We start from the raw sequence: 19,638 nt of genomic DNA, 5'->3' as shown, positions 1-19,638 counted from the left end.
GCTTCAAACGGGTTCCAGGCGATGAAAAATATCTTGACGATGGTTCTGGGGGGCGGGCGCGGGACACGGCTGCACCCGCTGACGAAGGTCCGCTCCAAGCCGGCGGTGCCCTTGGCCGGCAAGTATCGGCTGATCGACATTCCGCTCTCGAATTGCATCAATAGCGGCCTGAATCGGATGTACGTGCTCACGCAGTTCAACTCGGTGAGCCTGCACCGGCACATCCGGCAGACGTATCGCTTCGACGCCTTCAACGGCGGCTTCGTCGAAATCCTGGCGGCGCAGCAGACGCCCGAAAACGCCGGCTGGTATCAGGGCACGGCCGACGCCGTGCGGCAGAACTTGCGGGCCTTGCAGCAGCCGGGGATCGAGTATGTGCTCATTCTGTCGGGCGACCAGCTTTACCGTATGAATTACCTCGACATGCTGGTGACGCACCGCCGCAACAAAGCCGAGGCCACGATCGGCACCTTGCCGGTGGCCCGCCACGAAGCTTCGCAGTTGGGCATTTTGCGGCTCGATGCCTCGGGCGCGGTGGCCGGCTTTCTGGAGAAGCCCAAAACCGAGCCGGAGGTGCGGCATATGCGGACCGACCCCGCCTGGATTGATGCCCAAGGCATCGCCAGCCGCGGCCGCGACCTGCTGGCCAGCATGGGCATTTATCTCTTCAACCGCGATACGCTGGTCGAGCTGTTGACGAAGACGGATTACCGGGATTTCGGCAAAGAAATTTTCCCGGCCTCCATTCGCACGCACCGAGTCCACGTGCATCTGTTCGACGGCTACTGGGAAGACATCGGCACGATCAAGTCGTTCTACCAGGCGAATCTCGATCTGGCCAGGCCGGAGCCGTCCTTCGAGTTGACGTCGGCCGATGCGCCGATTTACTCGCACCCGCGGTTTCTGCCGCCCACGCGCATCGAGGGGGCCACCGTGCGAAACAGCCTCGTGGCCGACGGCTGCCACATTGAGAGCGGGGCGACCATCGAGAACAGCGTCATCGGTCTGCGCTGCCGCATTGGCCGCAACGTCACCATCCGCAATTCGGTCTTGATGGGCAACGACTTTTTCCAGTCGCCGGCAATGATGGCCGCCGACTGCAACGCCGGCATTCCGCCGCTGGCCATCGGCGAAGGGTCGGTGGTCGAGGGGGCGATCGTCGACAAGAATTGCCATGTTGGCCGGCGGGTGCGATTGCTTAACGAGCGGGGCATCGAAACGACGCCCGACAGCGACCAGGCCATGGTTTGCGAAGGGATCATCGTGACACCGAAAGAGGCGGTGTTGCGAGATGGCTGGAAGTTGTCCGACGCACTGTCGCCGGGGTAGGCGTTAGACGATGGACGGTGGGCATTGGTGGATTTGCGAATCCCTGTCTACCGTCTACTGTCTACCGTCCACGTTTGAATGATTGGCGCTCCGCGACCGGACACCTAGAATGAAAGGACGAGGTGGCACTATGGCAATTGTAACCGAACAGCGCGTCGCGCCGCTGATGGCCGGCGATCATTTGACCCGCGGAGTATGGCGGCGGGTCGCGGGTCGAAGACAAATTTCTGCACGGCACGCCCGAGTTGCTGGCGGAAGTTTCCGTTTCTACCGCCTCCTACGATCTGCACCAGAAATTCAGGCTTTATCAGTCAGCCGGCATTCCCGAGTATCTGGCCGTGGTGGTCTTCGAGCAGGAAATCCGCTGGCACGTGCTCGTCGACGGCCGCTACCAGTTTCTTTCGCCCAATGCAGACGGACTTTATCGCTCGCGAATCTTTCCCGGCCTTTGGCTCGACGGCCAGGCACTTTTGTCGGGCAACCTGCGGCAGGTACTCGACCGGCTTCAGGAGGGCCTGCGGTCCGCCGAGCACGAGCGCTTCGTGGCCGAGTTGGCCGTGCGACGCAAGCGGTCGCCACAAACGGTCAAGAAGTGAAGCGGAAGGTTGTTCGGCCCTCACCCGGATTCTGGAGCACCGCTGATTCTGCGCATGTCAGCCCTACCCTACGAGGTTCCGACCGGCTGACGCGCGCGGCGAGTCATCTCGTCCCAAAGGCGGCGAAGCAGCGGCAGGCAGTCGTGCGTGGGATTGGTACGGGCATAAACCATCTGTGAATAGAGCCGCGCGAGCTGGCGCGTGTCTTGCGCCAAGGCGGGATGCCGGTCGCCGACGGCGTCGGCGAACTCCAGCGGCGTCTCGTCCAGCCGCCGCGCCGCTTGATGCTCGAAGGCCCAGGCGTCGAGCGCCTCGAAGGTGTATCGCACGAGTTGCTCCGGAGGGAGGCGATCGTCCTTGCCCGACGCGAAGGGATTGCGAAATGCAGCGAAAGGACGTGGCGGCTCAAGCCGCTCAGGATCCGCGACATCGGCCGATTTTGTCTTGCGGCCACCGAACAGTTCGCCCCAGAGTGCCAGCAACTCGGCCCAAAGTTGCCGTAGGAACGCGATGACTTGTTCGCGATATCGCAAGAAGCCGATAATGGCCGCCACTGCCAGCGCGCCCCACATCAGCCAGCGGATCCAGCCGGCCAGCGAAAGGCTGGGGAGTTTTGGCAGTCGCGAGGGCTGTGGCGGAGGCGTTTCGGGCTTCGATGTGCCAGCCTGCGGTTGCTGGCCCTGCTGTTGGTTCGTGTCGGACGGTCGCTCTTGCTGTCGTTCGGCCGATGGCTGAGTCGGCGGTTGTCCAGCCGGTGATTGATTACGCGGCTGTTCCTTGGGCTGGTTTTGCGGACCGCTCTGCTGCTGGCTTCCCTGTTGTTGCCCAGTCTGTTGCTGATTTCCCTGCTGCTGCGCGCCTTGTTGTTGACCTCCCGCTTGCTGGCCACTCTGTTGCTGGCCACTCTGTTGCCCGCCCTGTTGCTGCCCGCTCTGTTGCTGCCCGCCCTGTTGTTGTCCGCCCTGTTGTTGTCCGCCCTGTTGTTGTCCGCCTTGTTGCTGCCCGCCCTGCTGTTGTCCGCCCTGCTGTTGCCCACTCTGCTGTTGGCCACCCTGTTGTTGCCCACCCTGTTGTTGCCCACTCCGCTGCTGTCCGCCCTGCTGTTGCCCGCCCTGCTGTGGTCCGCCTTGTTGCTGCCCGCCTTGTTGCTGCCCGCCCTGTTGCTGCCCGCCCTGTTGCTGCCCGCCCTGTTGTTGCCCACCCTGTTGTTGCCCGCTCTGTTGCTGTCCGCCCTGCTGTTGTCCGCCCTGCTGTTGTCCACCCGCCTGTTGCTGTCCTCCGGGCGGGTCTTTCTGTTCGGGTTGCTGCGAGCGGTTCGTTTGCGAATCGTCGTGCGGCGGATTGGCCGGCTTGGCGTCGGCCGGGCCCTGCTGCACGCCGCCGTCGCGCATCACGGCATGTCGCGACGCCTGTTGAACCGGCGAGCGGATGGCGTTGGCGATCAGTTCCTCGACCGGGTATTCCGGGCTGGGGCGGGGGATGAGCATCATCACGAGAATCAACAGCACGATCAACGTGCCGCCGACTCCCAACCAGACGCCCGTCATCGACACGGGCATTTCGAGTTTTCGCTGCCTGAGATACCGCCGCAGTCCCAGGAAACTGGTCGTCAACAGCAGGCCCATGCCGCTGGCCACGTACCACACCAGGAGCCAGAACGCGGTCCGTCGCCGCTCGATGTCGCCCGCCGGAATCAGCGCCTGGCCCAAACCGAACAGCGGCAATGCGGCCAGCGAAAAGTAGATCACCCATACGCCCGGTGCGTGCGGCCGCTTGCGGCGTTCTTCGGGGCTTTCCAAAAACCGCTGCCACCAGTTCCGGCGGCGTGGCTTTTCGTCGTCCGAGCTGCCTGCCGCGGGTGTACCGTTGCCAATTCCTTCCTCCAGCCCGGCGACCTGCAGCAGCCCTTCGCCCGAAGCGTCTTGCTCTTCGTCGATGAGCGTGCAGTCCCAGGTAAGCTTGTGGGCACACCACCAGACGACGGCCATCAGTCCCCAACAGAGAAAAGGCGAATCGACCAGCCGCCAAGCCGCCAGTGCCACTGCCCCGGCCAGTCCCAGACCATAGATGCTGGCCCGCTCGGCGCCCTCCTCCATCGAGATGCGGGCAATGCCGACCGTGCCGATCACAAACCAGAACAGAATCCAGCGCAGCCGCGTGGTCAGCTCGCCACGGTAGCCCAGTTCCAAAAGAAAAAACGAAAGGCTGCCCACCAGCAGCATGATCAGAAAGGGGCTGAGGGCGATGACCACATAATCGACCGAAGTCATCTGGGGGCGCGACTTGGCCATTATTCGCCGCGCGGCCGCCCTTCCTCAGGATGTTCTGGCAGTTCTGGCTGTTCGGGCTGGATGTTGCGCAGGTACTCCGGCAGCGCGTAAGGCTGGTCCGTGCCGGGAACTTCCGCGGGGTTATACATAATGCGCCCCAAATCCTGCGGCTTGGGCGGCGGCGGTTCGCAGCCGGCCGTCAGGCAGGCGCCGATGAGCACCGATAATCGACCCAGAAAGTGGATTGCTCGCCTCATGAAAGTATGCTCTTCAGTTGGTTGCCTGACAGCAATTATATCGTCTGCAGAGCGCAAATCACACAGGCGGGATCACGCGACGCCTGAAACGCCTGACCCGCGGGGCGGCGAATCGAGTAGAATGGAACTCATGGTCACGGAACCTTCGCCCGAAATCGCTCCCGGCATTCGCCAACTCCTGGCCGCACTGCGCCGCCGCATCCGCCGCTATGTTTGGTATGAGGGGCTGGCGGCGACCATCGCCGTGGTGGGCGCGTCGTTCTGGCTGGCGCTCGGCGCCGACTGGTTCTTCGAGCCTCCCCGCGCGGTGCGCTACGGGCTACTGGCGACGATCGGTGTGGCGGGCGTGGCGTCGGCGGTCTGGTTTCTGCTGCGACGTCTCTTGGCCCGGCTGAGCGACCACAGCATGGCCATTTTGTTGGAGCGGCGGTTCGGCAACCTGCAAGACAGCCTGGTGACCGCGGTCGAGTTGACCTCGCCGCGAGAGCCGGCGACCGAGATCGACGAGTTTGGACGGCAAATGTTGACGGAGACCTGCCGCGAGGCCGACCGACGGTCGCGTAACGTGCAGCTCGGCGCCGTATTCAGCTTCCGTCCCCTTGGCCGGGCATGGATTGCCTCCGGCGCGATTTTGGTTTCCCTCGTCGCCGCCGCCGTCGCTTCGCCCGACATGCTGCGGTTTGGCCTGCGGCGGCTGACTACGATCACCGACGAGCCGTGGCCCCGCAACACGCACCTGCGGATCGAGGGCTTCGACAATCCGCAGCGCGAGCAGGTGGTGGCTCGCGGCATGGACTTCGAAATCCACGTGCAGGCCGATGCCGCGCCGGGACGCGTGGTGCCGCAGGTCGTCGAAGTCGGCTACCGCACCGACGACGGCAAGCGAGACCGCGGCATGATGGTCCGCGAAGGCACCGCCGCGCCGGGCGAGAACGCGTTTCAGGATTACCGCTATACCTTCAGCAGTGTGTTGTCGGGCGTCGCCTTCGACGTGGTGGGCGGCGACGCACGGCTGCGCGGTCTGCGGCTGCGGGTGGTGGAAAGCCCGAATCTCGGCCTGACCCTGGCGTGCGAGTACCCGGCTTATATGAAACGGGCCGCCGCCGAAGTGCCGGTGACGGGCGTGATGCCCTTGCCCATCGGCACTCGGATCAAAGTGCGGGCCCACGCGACCAAGAACCTGCGTCAGGCACAGATCGACTACCTGGCGGACGACGCGCCGCAGACCCGCAAGTTTGTGCTCGACGGAGGCCGCGATTTCCATTTCACCATCGACCGGCTGGCGTCGGACCAGACGTTTTCGTTTTCGCTGCTCGACGCCGACGGCGTGGCCAACCGCGGCCCGATCCAGCTCGCCTTGACCGCCGTGGCCGACGAGCCGCCGCAAGTCGACGTGCGTATCGAGGGCATCGGCTCGGCCATTACGCCGCAAGCGCGGCTGCCGCTGAAGGGGCGAGTTGAAGACGATTACGGCGTCGACCATATCTGGCTGGAATACACCATCGACGACGATGACCCACGCCGGAGCGATCTGGCCAGTCCGGCCAGCCGCAGCCAGGTGGATGTGGATCTTCCGTTCGAAGTGGCGCAATTGGAGCTTAAGCCCGGCCAGAAGCTGCTGGTGGGCGCGCGAGCCGCTGACAACCGTGCGCCGCCTGCCGCCGACGAGCCGAACGTCGCCCAGGGTGAGCGTTTTTTGCTCGACGTCGTCACCCCCGACCAGTTGCTGGCACTGATGGAAACGCGCGAGCTGAACTTGCGTCAGCGTTTCGAAACGATCATTCAAGAAGTCACGGACACGCGCGATTCGTTGGCGGCACTGGAAACAGCGCCGAGCGAACGGGCCGAGAAGCCGCCGGCGGATGCAGAACAGGAGGCCGCCGCGGAAACCGTTTTGCAGCGCAACTTGTTGCGAGTGGAGCGTGCCGAGCAGAACAATCAGAAAAATGCCGAAGAGACGCGCGGCGTGGCGGTGGCGTTCGACGATATCCGTGACGAGCTGGTCAATAACCGCGTCGATACCGAAGAGCTGCGCATCCGGCTCAAAGACCGCATCTCCGGTCCGCTCAAACAGATCGTCGACGTGCAATTCGCCCAGCTCGGCCGCAGCCTGGCGACGCTAAAGAAGCAACTGGCGGGCAGTGCCGCGCACACCGATGCCGCCAAGCCGGCCATCGAGCAAGCGGACCTTATGATCGTGGCCCTGCAAAAGGTGCGCGACCAGATGCTGCAGTTGGAAAGTTTCAACGAGGCGGTTGACTTGTTGCGCGAGATCATTGCCGCGCAGCAGCAGGTGTCGGAACAAACCAAGAAAGAACGCGGCAAAAAGCTGCGATCGCTCTTGGATGACGAGGATTAACGGGCGTAAACTGTGAGGGGGGCGTTAGGGAGCGAAGCGATGGCCACGACGTCTACAATCGACTATCCCACAGGAGACGGTCGTCCCTTGGCGGAAACACCGGTCCACCAGAGCGTCCTGATTCGGATGATCCACGTGCTCGATCACTGGTTCGAGGAAGACTCCAACGTCTATGTCGCGGGCAACATGTTGATGTACTACGTCGAGGGTAATCCGCGTCAGCACGTGTCGCCCGACGTGTTTGTGACCTTGGGCATACCGAAAGACAAGCGGCGCGACGCCTATTTCACTTGGGAGGAAGGCGGCCGCGGCCCCGATCTGGTGATCGAAGTGACGAGCAAGTCGACGCGGCGCGAGGACCAGCGGAAAAAGCACGCTCTGTATCGGGACGTGCTGCGGGTACGGGAATACTATCTGTTCGACCCGCGCGGCGAGTATCTGAAGCCGCGGTTGCAGGGTTTTCGGCTGCAAGAGGGGCAATACGTGCCGATGGAAGCCGTCGATGGCCGCTTGCCCAGCGAAGTGCTCGAGGGGCCTCAGTTCGAGGCGGTGGGGGAAGAGTTGCAGATTTACAACCCCGCGACCGGCAAGTGCCTGCTTACGAAGACCGAAGCGGAGCTAGCGCGGTCCGAAGAGGAGCGTCTTCGGGAGCGGGAGGGACGCCTGCGGGCCGAGCAAGAAGCCGAACGCTTGCGGCGCAGGCTCGCGGAACTGGAACGCCAGCAGGGAGGCAACGGCCGGCACACCGAAGACGACGCTTAGCGGTCGTTCACTGTCTTGGATTTAGAGATGCAGAGTGGAGCAAACAATGGCCACAACGCCTATCACAATCGACTATCCCACGGGAGACGGTCGCCCCATAGCGGAAACACCGACCCGCATGAACGTCCTGCATACGGATGATCCACGTGATGGACCAATGCGATGTAAACGCCTAAACTAAGATGATGGCTAAGCTTACGCGGGGATCGAACATGAAGGTCGGGTGCATAATCCTCAAGATCGTTTTCCTCTCTAGCGTGCTGGCGGTTCCGTCTCGACTCGTGCTGGCCGACCCAGCCGATGAACCTCCGGCCAGGCCAGAAGTGGCCGAGCCCGACAAGGCCGCCGAGCTGCCGCTGTCCCAGGAGCAGGTGCTGCGGAAGTATCAGCGCTTCGAGGAGGTGCTGCTGCGGATGTCGGAACTGACGGCCGCGAGCGATCCCAAACGGGCGGCCCTGCTCCGCAAAGCCGTCGGTCAGAGCAAAGACAAACTGATCGGCGTCCAGTTCGACCGCCTGGTCGACTTGCTCAAGCGCGACCAGTTGGCCACCGCCGTCACGAACCAAAAGGAGGTCGAAGGGGACCTCAAGCAACTGCTCGATTTGCTGCTCAGCGAGCAGCGCGCGGACCGACTGAAGAGCGAGCGCGAACGCATCAAGGAGCAGATCCGCCGCATCAACGAGCTGATCAACAAGCAGCAACAACTCCAAGGCCAGACTCAGGGCAGCGGAGATCCCAAGAAACTCGCTCCAAGCCAAGGCAAGCTCGGCGAGCAGACCGGCAAGCTGGCTGAAGATATGAGCGACGCGCCCGATGCCGATTCGAAATCGAAGAAGGAACGCAAACCATCGGACGACGACTCCGATCGCAAATCTCCGGACGACCAAAAAGACGACCGGAAAGACGACAAGGAGAAGAGCGGCGAGCACGCTGACAACCGACAGCAAGGCCAGGGCCAGGACGGTCAACCTAAGGACGGCGGTGACGAAAAGTCGTCCGGCACAGAAAAGAAATCAGAAAAGAAACCGGCCGACGAAAGCGAGCAAAAGCCGGCCGACGGCAAGAGCCAGTCGCCACAAGAATCAAAACCGGCCGACGGTCAGAAATCGCCCGGTCAGCCGCAAGAGGGCGGTCAGCCCCAGCAGCCGCCGCCCGGTGAAACCCCGGCGGGAGAGCAAAGTCAATCGGACCAGCCGCCGCCCTCCGATAGCGAGGCCGCCCGGCAACGGGTGCGCGAGGCCCAACAGGCGATGGATGAGGCCCGCAAGAAGCTCGAACAAGCCAAGCGCGAGGGAGCCGCGGAAGACCAGGAACAGGCCCGCCGCAAGCTGGAAGAGGCCAAGGCCCGGCTCGAAGAGGTGCTGCGACAGCTTCGCGAAGAAGAAGTCGAGCGTTCGTTAGCCTTGCTCGAAGCCCGCTTCCGCAAAATGCTGCAAATGCAGACCGAAGTTTACGAAGGCACCGTCCGCGTCGACCGCGTCAAGCTGGAAGACCGCACGCAGAATGAGGAAATTGAGGCCGGGCGGCTAAGCCGGCACGAGCGGGCCATTCTCGAAGAACTGTCGGGGGCGGAAATGCTCTTGCGCGAGGACGGCACGTCAGTTGCATTCCCGGAGGCCGTCCACGAGTTGCGCGAAGACATGGAGCAGGTGGCGGCGCGCCTGGCAGAGGCCAAGGTCGACCAGATCACACAGTTGACCGAGCAAGACATCCTGGCCGCACTGGAGGAGATGATTGCCGCATTCCAAAAGGCCCAGAAAGAAAATGAAGAAAAGAAGCAACAGCAACAACAGCAGGCGGGCGAGCAACAAGAGCCGCCGCTGGTCGATGCCATCGCCGAGCTGAAGATGATCCGTGCCTTGCAAATGCGGGTCAACAAGCGCACCGCCAACTATGCCAAGCTGGTGGATGGCGACGAGGGCCAGGCGGACAAGGCCGAGTTGCTTGAAGCACTGGAGAAGCTCAGCCAGCGAGAAGAGCGGATTTATCGGACAACGCGAGACATTGTGCTGGGGAAAAACGAATGAACGGGTCAAATCGGCGATGTGCGGCCTCGATCGTGCTGCTGGTCGTCTGCGGCGCTGTTGCGGTGCGCGCGGCCGGAGTCGCCGAGATTGGCGCGCTGAACAGCGAGCCGAAGTTCAGGCCCGCGAGCGTTGAGGAGGTTCGCCAAAAGGCGATGGAGTGGCTGTCGGCGCGGCAAGGCGACGACGCCACGCGGCAGGCCGCCCAGCAGCTCTGGCAAGACGGACAACAGACCGGCCTGCTCGACCGGTTGGCCAGCACATTTGCTCTCGCCGACGAACGGGCGGCGTCACTGGCGGCGCTCGCTGCCAAGCCTCGCCCAATCGGCCCGCTGGCTCCTCAAGAATGGCTGAAAAGCGAGGATCTGCCTGCCTTCGAGCGCAACAACTTACGCCTAATTTATGGGCGATGGCTGGCCCAGGAGCGGCTGTATGACGAGGCGCTTGCCCAGCTTGGCGAACTGGTGCCCGGTGACGTCGTCGATCCCGCGACCCTTTTATTTTACCAAGCCGTGGTCTATCACCGGCTGCTCGACAAAGAGCACGGGCTCAAGGCCATTCAGACCTTGTTGGATAACGTTTCTGGGATACCCCACCGCTATCGGTCGATCGCGGCCCTGATGAAGAGCGATCTGGACGCGCTCAAGGACGAATCGCTCGATCACATTTCCAGGCAAATGGAGGACGTGCGGCGGCGACTCGCCTTGGGGCGTGCCGGCAAGAAAGTGCGGCAGGTGGAAGACGACGTGATTGCCGCGCTCGATAAACTGATTAAGGAAATGGAAGACCGATCGAAGCAGTCGCAGAATTCCGCGGGAGCCGGCGCGATGCCGCAGCCTCAGCAGGCCATGCCCGACAGCCGCATTGCGCGCATGCAGGGAGCGGGCGACGTCGATCGCCGCCGCATTGGCAACACTTCGGGCTGGGGCGAATTGCCGCCCAAGCAGCGCGAAGAGGCATTGCAGCAGATCGGCAAGGATTTTCCGCCTCACTATCGCGACGCGATCGAGCAATACTTTCGGAAGCTGGCGGCTGAGACAGAGCAAAGGTAGACGGTAGACGGTAGAGGGGAATGACTGGAAACTCGCTAATATCGAACCCACGTCTACTGTCTACCGTCGACCCTTATGAAAGGTAAGCCTTGATGATCTCTATCGCGTGTTTGGTGGCGTTGGCCATGACGTCCGACGCGGAGTTTCAGTTGCAGACCACCGACGGGCAAACCTATTATGGTGAGCTTGTCGGCATCGACGCCGAGGGCGTGGCCTTTGAAACTCCCCAGATGCGTTTGACCGTTCCGCTGGCCAGGCTTTCGGACGTCTCGCGCGTCGCCAAGCCGAGCGTGCCCGACGAGAAGCCTGCCGCCTGGATCGAGTTGAACGATGGTTCGCAGCTTGTTGCCACGCAGTACACCGTAGCGGAGCGGACCGCACGCATTCAGTTGACCGATAAGCGGGTCGTCGAGCTGGCGACCGCCGCCGTCGGGCATGTCCGCTTTCAGCCGTTCAACCCTGAGTTGGCCTCGCAGTGGGGCAAAATCGTCGGCAGCGAGGCCGCGGGCGATCTGATCGTGGTCCATAAAAAGGGCGCGCTCGACTATCAGCCGGGCGTGCTCGGCGACATAACCGATACGACCGTCGCCTTTACGCTCGACGACGAAAAACTCGCGGTCAAACGCTCGAAAGTCGCCGGCATGGTCTATTACCACCCGTCGGGCAAAAAGCTGCCGGCCAGCATCTGCCAGCTTGTCGATGCGTCGGGCTCGCGCCTGGAAGTCAGCGAAGCCACGCTCGCCGGCGGCAGCCTGCGAGTGACGACCCCGGCCGGGCTAAAACAGGAAGTTCCGCTGGATCAACTCGCGGCCATCACCGCGCGGGTACAATATCTTAGCGACCTGGAGCCGGAATCGGCGACTTGGAAGGCTTACGTTTCGGGTCCCAACCTGCCGGCTTCGGTGGCTCGTTGGTTCAGGCCCAGGTTCAACGAGGCTCTGGACGGCGGAGATTTGAAGATCGGCGGCACGGTTTTCGCCAAGGGAGTCGCGTTATGCAGCCGCAGCGAGATCGTGTATCGGTTGCCGGCGGGTGAGTTCAAGCGGTTGACGGCGGTGGCGGGCATCGATTCGCGTGCCCGGCCCGACGGCGCGGTGCGACTGGCGATCTATGGCGACGACAAGCCGCTGTTGGAGACCGACGTGACCGGCACGCAGGAGCCGCTGGCCATCGACCTGGATGTGAGCGGAGTGAGACGAGTGAAAATCGTGGCCGATTTCGGCGCCAACGGGGAAGTCATGGACCTGTTCGACCTTTGTGACGCAAGGATTTTGCAGTGAACGGCCGTTCGATTGGCAGAAGTATGCTGGGCGCCCTGGGGATGCTCCTTTGGGCCGCGCTGCCCGCCCGCGCGGATGTCGATGGCGCCGTGCTCGAAGCCGAAGCGCAGCGCGTGGCGGTGGTGGCCAAAGCTCAACAGGCCGCCGTCGCCATCTTCACCAATCAGGGTCAGGGCGGCGGATCGGGCGTGGTCATTTCGCCTGATGGCTACGCGCTGACCAACTTCCACGTGGTGGCCGGCGCCGGCGAAGGCGTCAGGTGCGGCATGGCCGACGGCGGTCTGTACGACGCGGCGGTCGTCGGCATCGACCCGGTCGGCGACGTGGCCCTGATTCAACTCTTCGGCCGAGACGACTTTCCCACCGCCGCGTTGGGCGACAGCGATCACGTGTCGGCCGGCGACTGGGTGTTCGTCATCGGAAACCCCTTCTTGTTGGCCACGAATTTCAAACCAACCGTCAGCTACGGCATCGTCTCAGGAGTGCATCGCTATCAGTATCCGGCGGGCACGCTGCTGGAATACGCCGACTGCATCCAGACCGATGCCTCCATCAATCCCGGCAATTCCGGGGGGCCGCTGTTCGACAGCGAGGGACGGCTGATCGGCATCAACGGCCGCGGCTCGTTCGAAAAACGCGGCCGCGTGAACGTGGGCGTCGGCTACGCCATCTCCATCAACCAGATCAAAAACTTCATGGGCTGCCTGCGCAGCGGGCGGATTGTCGATCACGCCACGCTCGGCGCCCGCTTGGCGAGCCAGGAAGACGGCCGCGTGCTCGTGGCCGACGTGCTCGATACCTGCGACGCCTTTCGCCGCGGACTGCGCTACGGAGACGAAGTGCTCGAATTCGGCGGCCGCCCGATTCAAACAGTCAACGCCTTCAAGAACGTGCTGGGCACCTTTCCCAAGGGCTGGCGCGTGCCGCTCTCGTATCGACGCCGTGGCGAGCGCCACGACGTGCTGGTGCGTTTGGCGGGCGTACACGGCGCCCAGGAGTTGATCGACAAGGTGACGGGTAAGCCCGCCATCGAACCACCCGCTCCCAGGCCGAAGCGTCCGGAAAAGCCCAAAGACAAAAAGGACGACGAAGATCGCCCGCCGCCGCCGATCATCGTGCCTGAAAAGCCGAAGGCCGAAGTGCCCGCCGTGGTCAAACAGCACTACGACGCGCGACGCGGCTACGCCAACTACTACTACAATCGCCTCAACCGCGACCGCGTGTGGAAAACGCTGACCGTCCGCGGCGACTTCGCGTCGCTGACCGGCGAGTGGGTGTTGCGCGGGCAACTGATGGAAGCGGGCGACAGCGAGTTCCGCATCTCCGAGAATCTGGTGGCGTGCAGCTTGCCCGGCGGCAAAGCCAGTTTACCGATCGACGATAATCTCGTCGGCGCGGCTGTTCCACCGGGCAGCGGCGGCCTGCTGGCCGCGCTCTATCTTTGGCGCCGCTTGCTGGTGAAGGGTCCGGAAGAGTTCGGCAGCGTCGAATACTACGGCACTCTGCCCCTGAGCGGTCCAGCCGGGCCGCTGGCCGGACACGCGGGCCTGGTCGATATGCTCAGCGGCACTTTCGGCGGCGTGGAGTGCAATTTCCTCATCGACGCCACCTCCGGCCACCTGCTCGTCGTGGAGCTTTACCTGCACCCCGACGACGATCCCTGCGAGCTGCACTTTGCCGACTATCGCGAGGTCGATGGCCGCGAGGTTCCCGCGCGGATGTTGGTCCGCTACGGCGACCACGTTTACGGGCTGTTCGCGTTCAGCGATGTAAGTTGGAAGGAGCACGTAGAATGATCAGGCGTCAGGAACGAGGCGTCAGGCGTCAGCCACATCAATTTGCAATTTGCAATTTGTACGTTCTACCCTTGGTAGCGGCCCTCTGCGCTTCATCGTATCCTGCCCCCGCGGCTATGGCCGCGGGTTCGCTGGCCAAGGTGGTCCAAGAGGTCGAGCCGAAGATCGTCAAAATCTACGGTGCCGGCGGCTTCCGCGGCCTCGAGGCCTATCAGAGCGGTTTTCTGATTTCTGCCGAGGGCCACATCCTGACTGCCTGGAGCTACGTGCTCGACACGCAATACGTGGGCGTGACGCTCGACGACGGGCGAAAGTTCGACGCCGAGCTGCTTGGCGCCGACCCGCGGTTGGAGGTGGCCGTGCTCAAGATCGACGCCACCGGCTTGCCGCACTTCGATCTGACGCAATCGCAGGACGTGGCAGCGGGATCCCGCGTGCTGGCCTTCAGCAACCTGTTTGGCGTGGCCACCGGCAACGAACCGGTCAGCGTGCAACACGGCATTGTGGCGGTGAAGGCCCCGTTGGAAGCCAGGCGGGGGCGTTTCGAGACGCCTTATCACGGCATGGCTTACATTCTCGACGCCATGACCAACAATCCCGGCGCCCAGGGCGGCGCCTTGACCGACGCTCAGGGCCGGCTGGTCGGCATGTTGGGCAAAGAGCTGCGCAACGCGCTCAGCAACACCTGGCTGAACTATGCCGTGCCGGTGCCGGAGATCCTAGGCACCGTCGACGCGATTCGTGCGGGCAAGTTTGTGCCCGCCTCGTCGACCGACGACGGCACGAAGCCAAAGCACCCCTTGGATCTCGCCTCGCTCGGGCTGGTGATGGTGCCCGACGTGCTTGACCGCACGCCGCCTTACGTCGAGCGCGTGCTGCCGAACTCGCCCGCCGCCGCCGCGGGTCTCTCGGCCGACGACCTGCTGATTTTCCTCAACACCCATCTGGTGCAATCGTGTCAGGCGCTCGCGGCCGAAATGGGACGCATCGATCGTGCCGACAAGGTGAAGATCACCGTCCTTCGCGGGCGGCAACTCATCGAGTTCGAGTTGGCGGCGCCGGACAAGTATCCGGTAGGGAGTCAATAATTGGACTTCTCCCCTTTGGCCCGGCCGAGACCGAAAACGTGCCGGCAGAACCGGCGATGCGGCCGGAATCCCTGGCCTCCTCCGCCGTCGGGCAATGAGAGGAAGCCGCGGCGCGGCTTCGCTTGGACGTCCGTCAGGGGCACGTTGAGGTCCTGGAGCACCTCCAGCGCGTGCCGCGCGCCGCGGGCGGCGCGTGCCGAAACAAAAGCGCCGCGCGCGCGGCGCTTTTGTTTCGGCGCGGACGCGGGTGCGGCGCCACCCGGCACGATCGACGTAAATGCTTTTTCTGCTTCGACTTGCGACGTTCCGACATCGGCCGCCCACCGCCCGCCCTCGATCGTCCGCCTACGTCGTTCCTACCGTAGGGCTGGCTTTGAGGGTTTTCGTGTCGGCCGCGCCGCTGGCCTGCCGACTACGCTCAACCTCGGGGAAGCCGTGCCGAAAACCGAAGTCGCGACGATTCCAAGGGCACTCGTGATGGGCGCGGGAGGTGCCGCAGCGCGTCGGGCATACGTTGCGGAGTCAATAATTACTTCTCCCCTTTTCCCCGACCCCATTTTCCAGCCCTACTCATCGAGCAGCAGTGATTGGGATTGGCGTCCGCGCCGCCAGCGTGAACCGGCCAAACCCACCATCCCCAAGCCGAAAAGAAGGAGCGAGGTTGGTTCAGGAGTCGAAGCGTCAAGCGGCGTGACGGTCAGATTGTTGCCCGTTGCATTGCTGAACTCTAGAAGTACCGGGAATGCATTGGAGTTCGTGCCGTCCACAGGAGGCGCAATGCCCAAGATCTGAAACTCGCTAAGATTGATCGGAAAGGGGTTTGACGGGGAAATAGCGCCCGAATCGGTAATTGTGCCGATGATGTTGCCGCTTCCGTCTTCCACCGTCAAGTTACTGTAACCGCTTGGCAAACCGGCGATTTCCGTAATCGTGCCACCGCTAGTCAAATCGTAGAGATACCCGTAGGTCGTAGGAGGATCAACCCAGACGTCGGAACGAATTCCGGTGAAATCGTAGGTTCCCGCTCCCGTGTTGAGCGGGACGACCAAAGGGTTCACGTCCGAGATGCCGGGGGTAGTTGCGGTAGCGGGCCCGAGAAGATCCTGGGTCAGCTCATCGATCGCGCCCGCCGATCCAAAGCCGGCCACGGTTGAGCCATTGGGACCAGCGCTGGAAATAAATTGGAAATTGACGTCGGTCAGACGAGATTCGGCGTTCGGGTCGGTAGGATTCGTGTCCGAGGCGGAAAAGTTGATCGTTGCACCGCTCTCGCTGGCATTCCACGTGACCGAGGAATCCCCTCCATAAGTTGTCGTTGTAACCGTCTCGCTGCCGGGTTTGTAAAGGTCCTTACTCAGAAAGTTAAGCTGAAACGTGTCGCGTCGAAAAAAACTGCCGCTTTCCAGGTGCATGTCGTACGACCAAGTGTAGGTCCCATCGACATTGGGCGTGTCCGTCGCGGTAATCCCGATCCGAACAAAAGCAACCGCATGGGCTGCCGGCACCGAAGAAAACATGGCGAGAACCACGGCCCCAAAAACGACCCACTTCATGGGGTAATCTCCTTTAAGTGTGAAAACGCGGAATGACGAGTGAATGGATTATAATCGGCGGTCCCGGCACTGCAAGGAGAAACAGCCAAATTCGGTAACCGGGGCAATCCGATTATGCGAAACAGGGCGACGACTCTCGGCCACAAAAAAACCGGCATGGAGCGTTTTTTCCTGGACAATTGCCATAAACGGCCGTTAATGGAACAAGGCGGCCTCGATGGTCAACCCCGGACCAAAGGCCAGCGCCACGCAGGGGCCGGCCGCCGATTGGCGGCGCAATCGCTCCAGAATGAATAAGATCGTGGGCGACGACATGTTGCCGTACTCCGCCAGCACGTCGGCCGAGGCGCGCAGCTCCGGTTCGCTCAAATCGCAGGCCAGGCCGCAGGCCGTTAAGATGCGCGGCCCGCCCGGATGAATCGCCCACGATCCCACCTCCTCGATCGATAAATCCGCATCCGCCAGCCACGATGCCAGCCACGGCCGCAGCCTCTCGCGGATCAAGTCCGGCACTCGCGCCGAAAGGCCCATCTCGAAGCCGTGATCGCGGATATGCCAGCGCATGGCGTCCTCCGTTTCGGGCACTATGGCCGATGCCGAAGAGATAAGCTGCCATCCGCCTGGCTGGCCTCCCTTCGAGCCAAGCGAACTGCGGGCCACCACCGCCGCGGCGCCGTCGGCGAACAGGGCGTTGGAGACAAGCCGGTCCGGGTCCCAACCATATTGATAGTGCAAGCTGCAAAGTTCGACCGCGCACACCAGCACGCAGGCCTCGGGGCGCGAGTCCGTGAACGCCTTCGCCACGCGCAGCGCATTGAGCGCGGCATGGCAGCCCATGAAACCGACGTGCGTGCGGGCCACGCCGGCGTCCAGCCCCAATTCGCGGACCAGGGCCACGTCGACGCCCGGCGAATGAAAGCCGGTGCAGGAAACCGTAATCAAATGCGTGACTTCGCGCGGAGCGGTCTCGGCGATCGCCAGCGCATCGGCGCCGGCCCTCACGCCTAGCTGCGAAGCCGCTTCTTCATAGACGCGCATCCGTTCGGCCGTGGTGGGGCCAAGATCGTCGACGCCGCTGGCCGGCAAATAAAACGACTGGTTCGCCGGAGCGCCATTGGTGGATTCTCGCAACACGACGCTGTGCCGCGTCCGCACTCCGGAGCGCGCATAAAGTCTGGCCAGCACGCGCGGTTGCACGCACGACGACGCACAAAAGTCGCGGGCCACTTCCACGGCGTCCGTTTGTTCTATAAAGTGCCGCGGCACAGCGGTGCCGATCGCTTCCAGGTGTAGACTCATGATTGGCAAAGCTCCAGGGGCCGTACAGGACGATTTAGAGTGCGAACAATCGGCCGGCACACTGCCGGCCAGGCCGACGCGAGTTGGACCGCCATCCTGGCGATCGACGGGTGCCTCAACACCGCGGCAAATCCCCGGCAGCAGAGTTGGCGGTCGCGGACCAGCCGGCGATAGGCGTGCAACCAGCCTTGTTCCACGTGAGCGTTCCATTCGCACAGGCCGCGCTCGGCAAACTCGGCCACTGCCAGGCCGCCGGACAGCGCCCACGCAATGCCTTCGCCCGTGAAGGGCTCGACATAGCCCGCGGCATCGCCCAACACCAAGACGCGGTGTCCGACGGGACGCGGGGTGGACTGCGTCAGCGGCAACGTTCCTTGCCACGGACCGGCCGCGGCGAGACCGCACTCCGGCATTCCCGCTTCAGCGAGAATTGCGGCGACGGCGGCCGCGGGAGATGCGGCACGTTTGATTGCTTGCGGCACGACGGCGGCCGCCAGGCTGAGGCTGCCGTCTTCCAGGCGAACAAGGCCGGCGTAGCCGCCTCGACCGATGGCCATATAAATCGTGCCCGGTTGAAAGCTCTGTGGCGCGTCGACGGTCCGCGTGCCCACTCCCAGCTTGGCGCCGCGCGGCACGCGGCACGCGAATTCACGGCATTGAGCGAGCGACGGGTGTGCCAAGCCATCGGCCGCCAGCACGACACCCGCCTGAATCGTCCGCGTGTTGCCGGCAGGGCCGCGCAACTCGATTTCGCGGCCGCCGGCATCGCTTCCGACGTCTCGCAACATTGCCGTGGTGCCGGTCAAGAGTTGAGCGCCGCAGTCGACGGCCGCCTGTGCAAGGGCGAAATCGAACGACTCGCGCGAAACGGCGGCCCCGCCGGGCAACTCGATCTCGACACTCCGCCGGCCGCAACATGCCCGGAAGCGTTTCGTGGGCACGGCGCCGAGCTGCGGCAATACATGGCTCAGGCCCGCCAACTCCAGCCACGACACCGCCCGCTGGTTGAGACAGGCCCCACAGACCTTGGAACGCGGGAGTGTTTTTCGTTCCACCAGCAAGACGCGCATGCCACGCCGCGCCAACTCTCGGGCCGCCATCGACCCCGCGGGTCCGGCGCCAATCACGACGGCATCACAGTACCTCTCGGCCGGCAAGCTCGCATTCCAATCGCCCGCGGCGCTCATAAGTTGCTCCAACTCAACAGAAACCGTTGGGGCCAATGCCGCGACAAGCGAAAGCTTGCCAGGCCGGCCTGGTCGGCCAGGCGAGCAACTTCATCGAGCGTGAACGCCGCTCGCACCGAGCGCGGACCGTCGGTGTGGGCGACCGGCGACCGCGTCAACATACGGCAGCCGGTCCATGCCAGTGCATACCCCAGCGGCGACCGGCGGAGGTCGTCAATCAGCACCAGCCGCTTCGCCGATAGGGCCATTTTCCGCATCACCCGCACGGCATCCGCTTCGTCCAGATGGTGCAGAAACAACGAGCAGGTCACGATGTCGTAATCACGGGGCAGTTCGTCACGAACCACGTCGTGCTTAAAAAACCGCAGTTGCGTAAGACCGGCGCCACATGCCTGAGCTTGGGCGAGAGTTACCGCCAAGGGGCTGATGTCGCAGCCGTCGATTTCGACGGTGACCCCCGCCCGGCGTGCTTCGAGTGCCAAACCCACCGCCACATCGCCTCCACCGCTGGCCAAATCCAAAATACGCAAGGGCCGGCTGGCGCCTTCGCCCGCGAGACGATGAATGGGCCGCCACAGCCATCTGGCTGTGCCACTGATGCGGTTGACCCGGCGCAACGCGGCGAGCGCGTCTTGGTGCAGGCCGGCCTCCAGACCCGGCTGGTCCATCCATTCAGGCTCGCGGCGACGCGCCTTCAGCGAAAGTAACGGCACGCGGCGCATTCCTTTGATGTCGGGCCCCGGCGACAAGTTCGAGTTTTGCCGGTCGTCCAGATCGTAACGGCAT

At 63.3% G+C, this 19,638-nt stretch carries 14 protein-coding genes and 1 pseudogene; 9 read left to right on the top strand and 6 right to left on the bottom strand.

Going from position 1 to position 19,638, the window contains the following annotated elements:
* The first annotated feature begins 21 nt into the window (after positions 1-21).
* Entirely contained in the window at positions 22-1,329 is a 1,308-nt protein-coding gene (locus VNH11_05055; GenBank protein HVA45736.1) for a glucose-1-phosphate adenylyltransferase, read from the top strand.
* A gap of 221 nt (positions 1,330-1,550) precedes the next feature.
* Positions 1,551-1,925 (top strand): annotated as a pseudogene (locus tag VNH11_05050) (Uma2 family endonuclease).
* 68 nt (positions 1,926-1,993) lie between these two features.
* Here VNH11_05050 and VNH11_05045 read toward each other — a convergent pair.
* Both VNH11_05045 and VNH11_05040 read right to left on the bottom strand, forming a co-directional pair.
* Positions 1,994-4,195: a DUF4129 domain-containing protein gene (locus tag VNH11_05045; protein HVA45735.1), complete on the bottom strand. Its 2,202-nt coding sequence runs from the start codon at positions 4,193-4,195 to the stop codon at positions 1,994-1,996.
* A 20-nt stretch (positions 4,196-4,215) separates the two neighbouring features.
* Positions 4,216-4,452, bottom strand: a complete 237-nt coding sequence (locus VNH11_05040; protein HVA45734.1) for a hypothetical protein — start codon at positions 4,450-4,452, stop codon at positions 4,216-4,218.
* A 130-nt stretch (positions 4,453-4,582) separates the two neighbouring features.
* Between VNH11_05040 and VNH11_05035 the strand changes: the two genes are divergently transcribed.
* The 7 genes from VNH11_05035 to VNH11_05005 all read left to right on the top strand — a co-directional run bounded on the left by VNH11_05035 (position 4,583) and on the right by VNH11_05005 (position 14,813).
* Entirely contained in the window at positions 4,583-6,811 is a 2,229-nt protein-coding gene (locus tag VNH11_05035; GenBank protein HVA45733.1) for a hypothetical protein, read from the top strand.
* A 39-nt stretch (positions 6,812-6,850) separates the two neighbouring features.
* Positions 6,851-7,573 carry a Uma2 family endonuclease gene (locus VNH11_05030; protein HVA45732.1) on the top strand — a complete coding sequence of 241 codons (723 nt, stop codon included), beginning with the start codon at positions 6,851-6,853 and terminating at the stop codon, positions 7,571-7,573.
* Positions 7,574-7,785: 212 nt separating this feature from the next.
* Positions 7,786-9,600 carry a hypothetical protein gene (locus tag VNH11_05025; GenBank protein ID HVA45731.1) on the top strand — a complete coding sequence of 605 codons (1,815 nt, stop codon included), beginning with the start codon at positions 7,786-7,788 and terminating at the stop codon, positions 9,598-9,600.
* Positions 9,597-10,649: a hypothetical protein gene (locus VNH11_05020; protein HVA45730.1), complete on the top strand. Its 1,053-nt coding sequence runs from the start codon at positions 9,597-9,599 to the stop codon at positions 10,647-10,649. The genes VNH11_05025 and VNH11_05020 overlap by 4 nt, the downstream gene beginning before the upstream one ends.
* A gap of 92 nt (positions 10,650-10,741) precedes the next feature.
* Positions 10,742-11,929: an NPCBM/NEW2 domain-containing protein gene (locus tag VNH11_05015; protein HVA45729.1), complete on the top strand. Its 1,188-nt coding sequence runs from the start codon at positions 10,742-10,744 to the stop codon at positions 11,927-11,929.
* Between the two features lie 23 nt (positions 11,930-11,952).
* Entirely contained in the window at positions 11,953-13,725 is a 1,773-nt protein-coding gene (locus VNH11_05010) for a trypsin-like peptidase domain-containing protein (protein ID HVA45728.1), read from the top strand.
* 116 nt (positions 13,726-13,841) lie between these two features.
* Positions 13,842-14,813 (top strand): trypsin-like peptidase domain-containing protein, encoded by a 972-nt coding sequence (locus VNH11_05005; GenBank protein HVA45727.1) that lies wholly within the window; start codon positions 13,842-13,844, stop codon positions 14,811-14,813.
* A gap of 566 nt (positions 14,814-15,379) precedes the next feature.
* Here VNH11_05005 and VNH11_05000 read toward each other — a convergent pair.
* The 4 genes from VNH11_05000 to VNH11_04985 all read right to left on the bottom strand — a co-directional run.
* The gene (locus tag VNH11_05000; protein HVA45726.1) at positions 15,380-16,366 is read right to left on the bottom strand and encodes a PEP-CTERM sorting domain-containing protein; all 987 of its coding nucleotides are present in this window, start codon (positions 16,364-16,366) and stop codon (positions 15,380-15,382) included.
* A gap of 195 nt (positions 16,367-16,561) precedes the next feature.
* Positions 16,562-17,665 (bottom strand): type III polyketide synthase, encoded by a 1,104-nt coding sequence (locus VNH11_04995; GenBank protein HVA45725.1) that lies wholly within the window; start codon positions 17,663-17,665, stop codon positions 16,562-16,564.
* On the bottom strand, positions 17,662-18,852 hold the full coding sequence (locus VNH11_04990) for an NAD(P)/FAD-dependent oxidoreductase (GenBank protein ID HVA45724.1): 1,191 nt from the start codon (positions 18,850-18,852) through the stop codon (positions 17,662-17,664). The genes VNH11_04995 and VNH11_04990 overlap by 4 nt, the downstream gene beginning before the upstream one ends.
* On the bottom strand, positions 18,849-19,638 hold a 790-nt coding region (locus VNH11_04985; GenBank protein ID HVA45723.1), incomplete at its 5' end, for a methyltransferase domain-containing protein. The genes VNH11_04985 and VNH11_04990, both read right to left, overlap by 4 nt.

The organism is Pirellulales bacterium, assembly GCA_035533075.1.
In the GTDB taxonomy this organism is placed as follows: Bacteria; Planctomycetota; Planctomycetia; order Pirellulales; family JAICIG01; genus DASSFG01.
The sequence above is the reverse complement of the archived record's forward strand: the minus strand, read 5'-3'. Positions and strand labels throughout refer to the sequence as shown.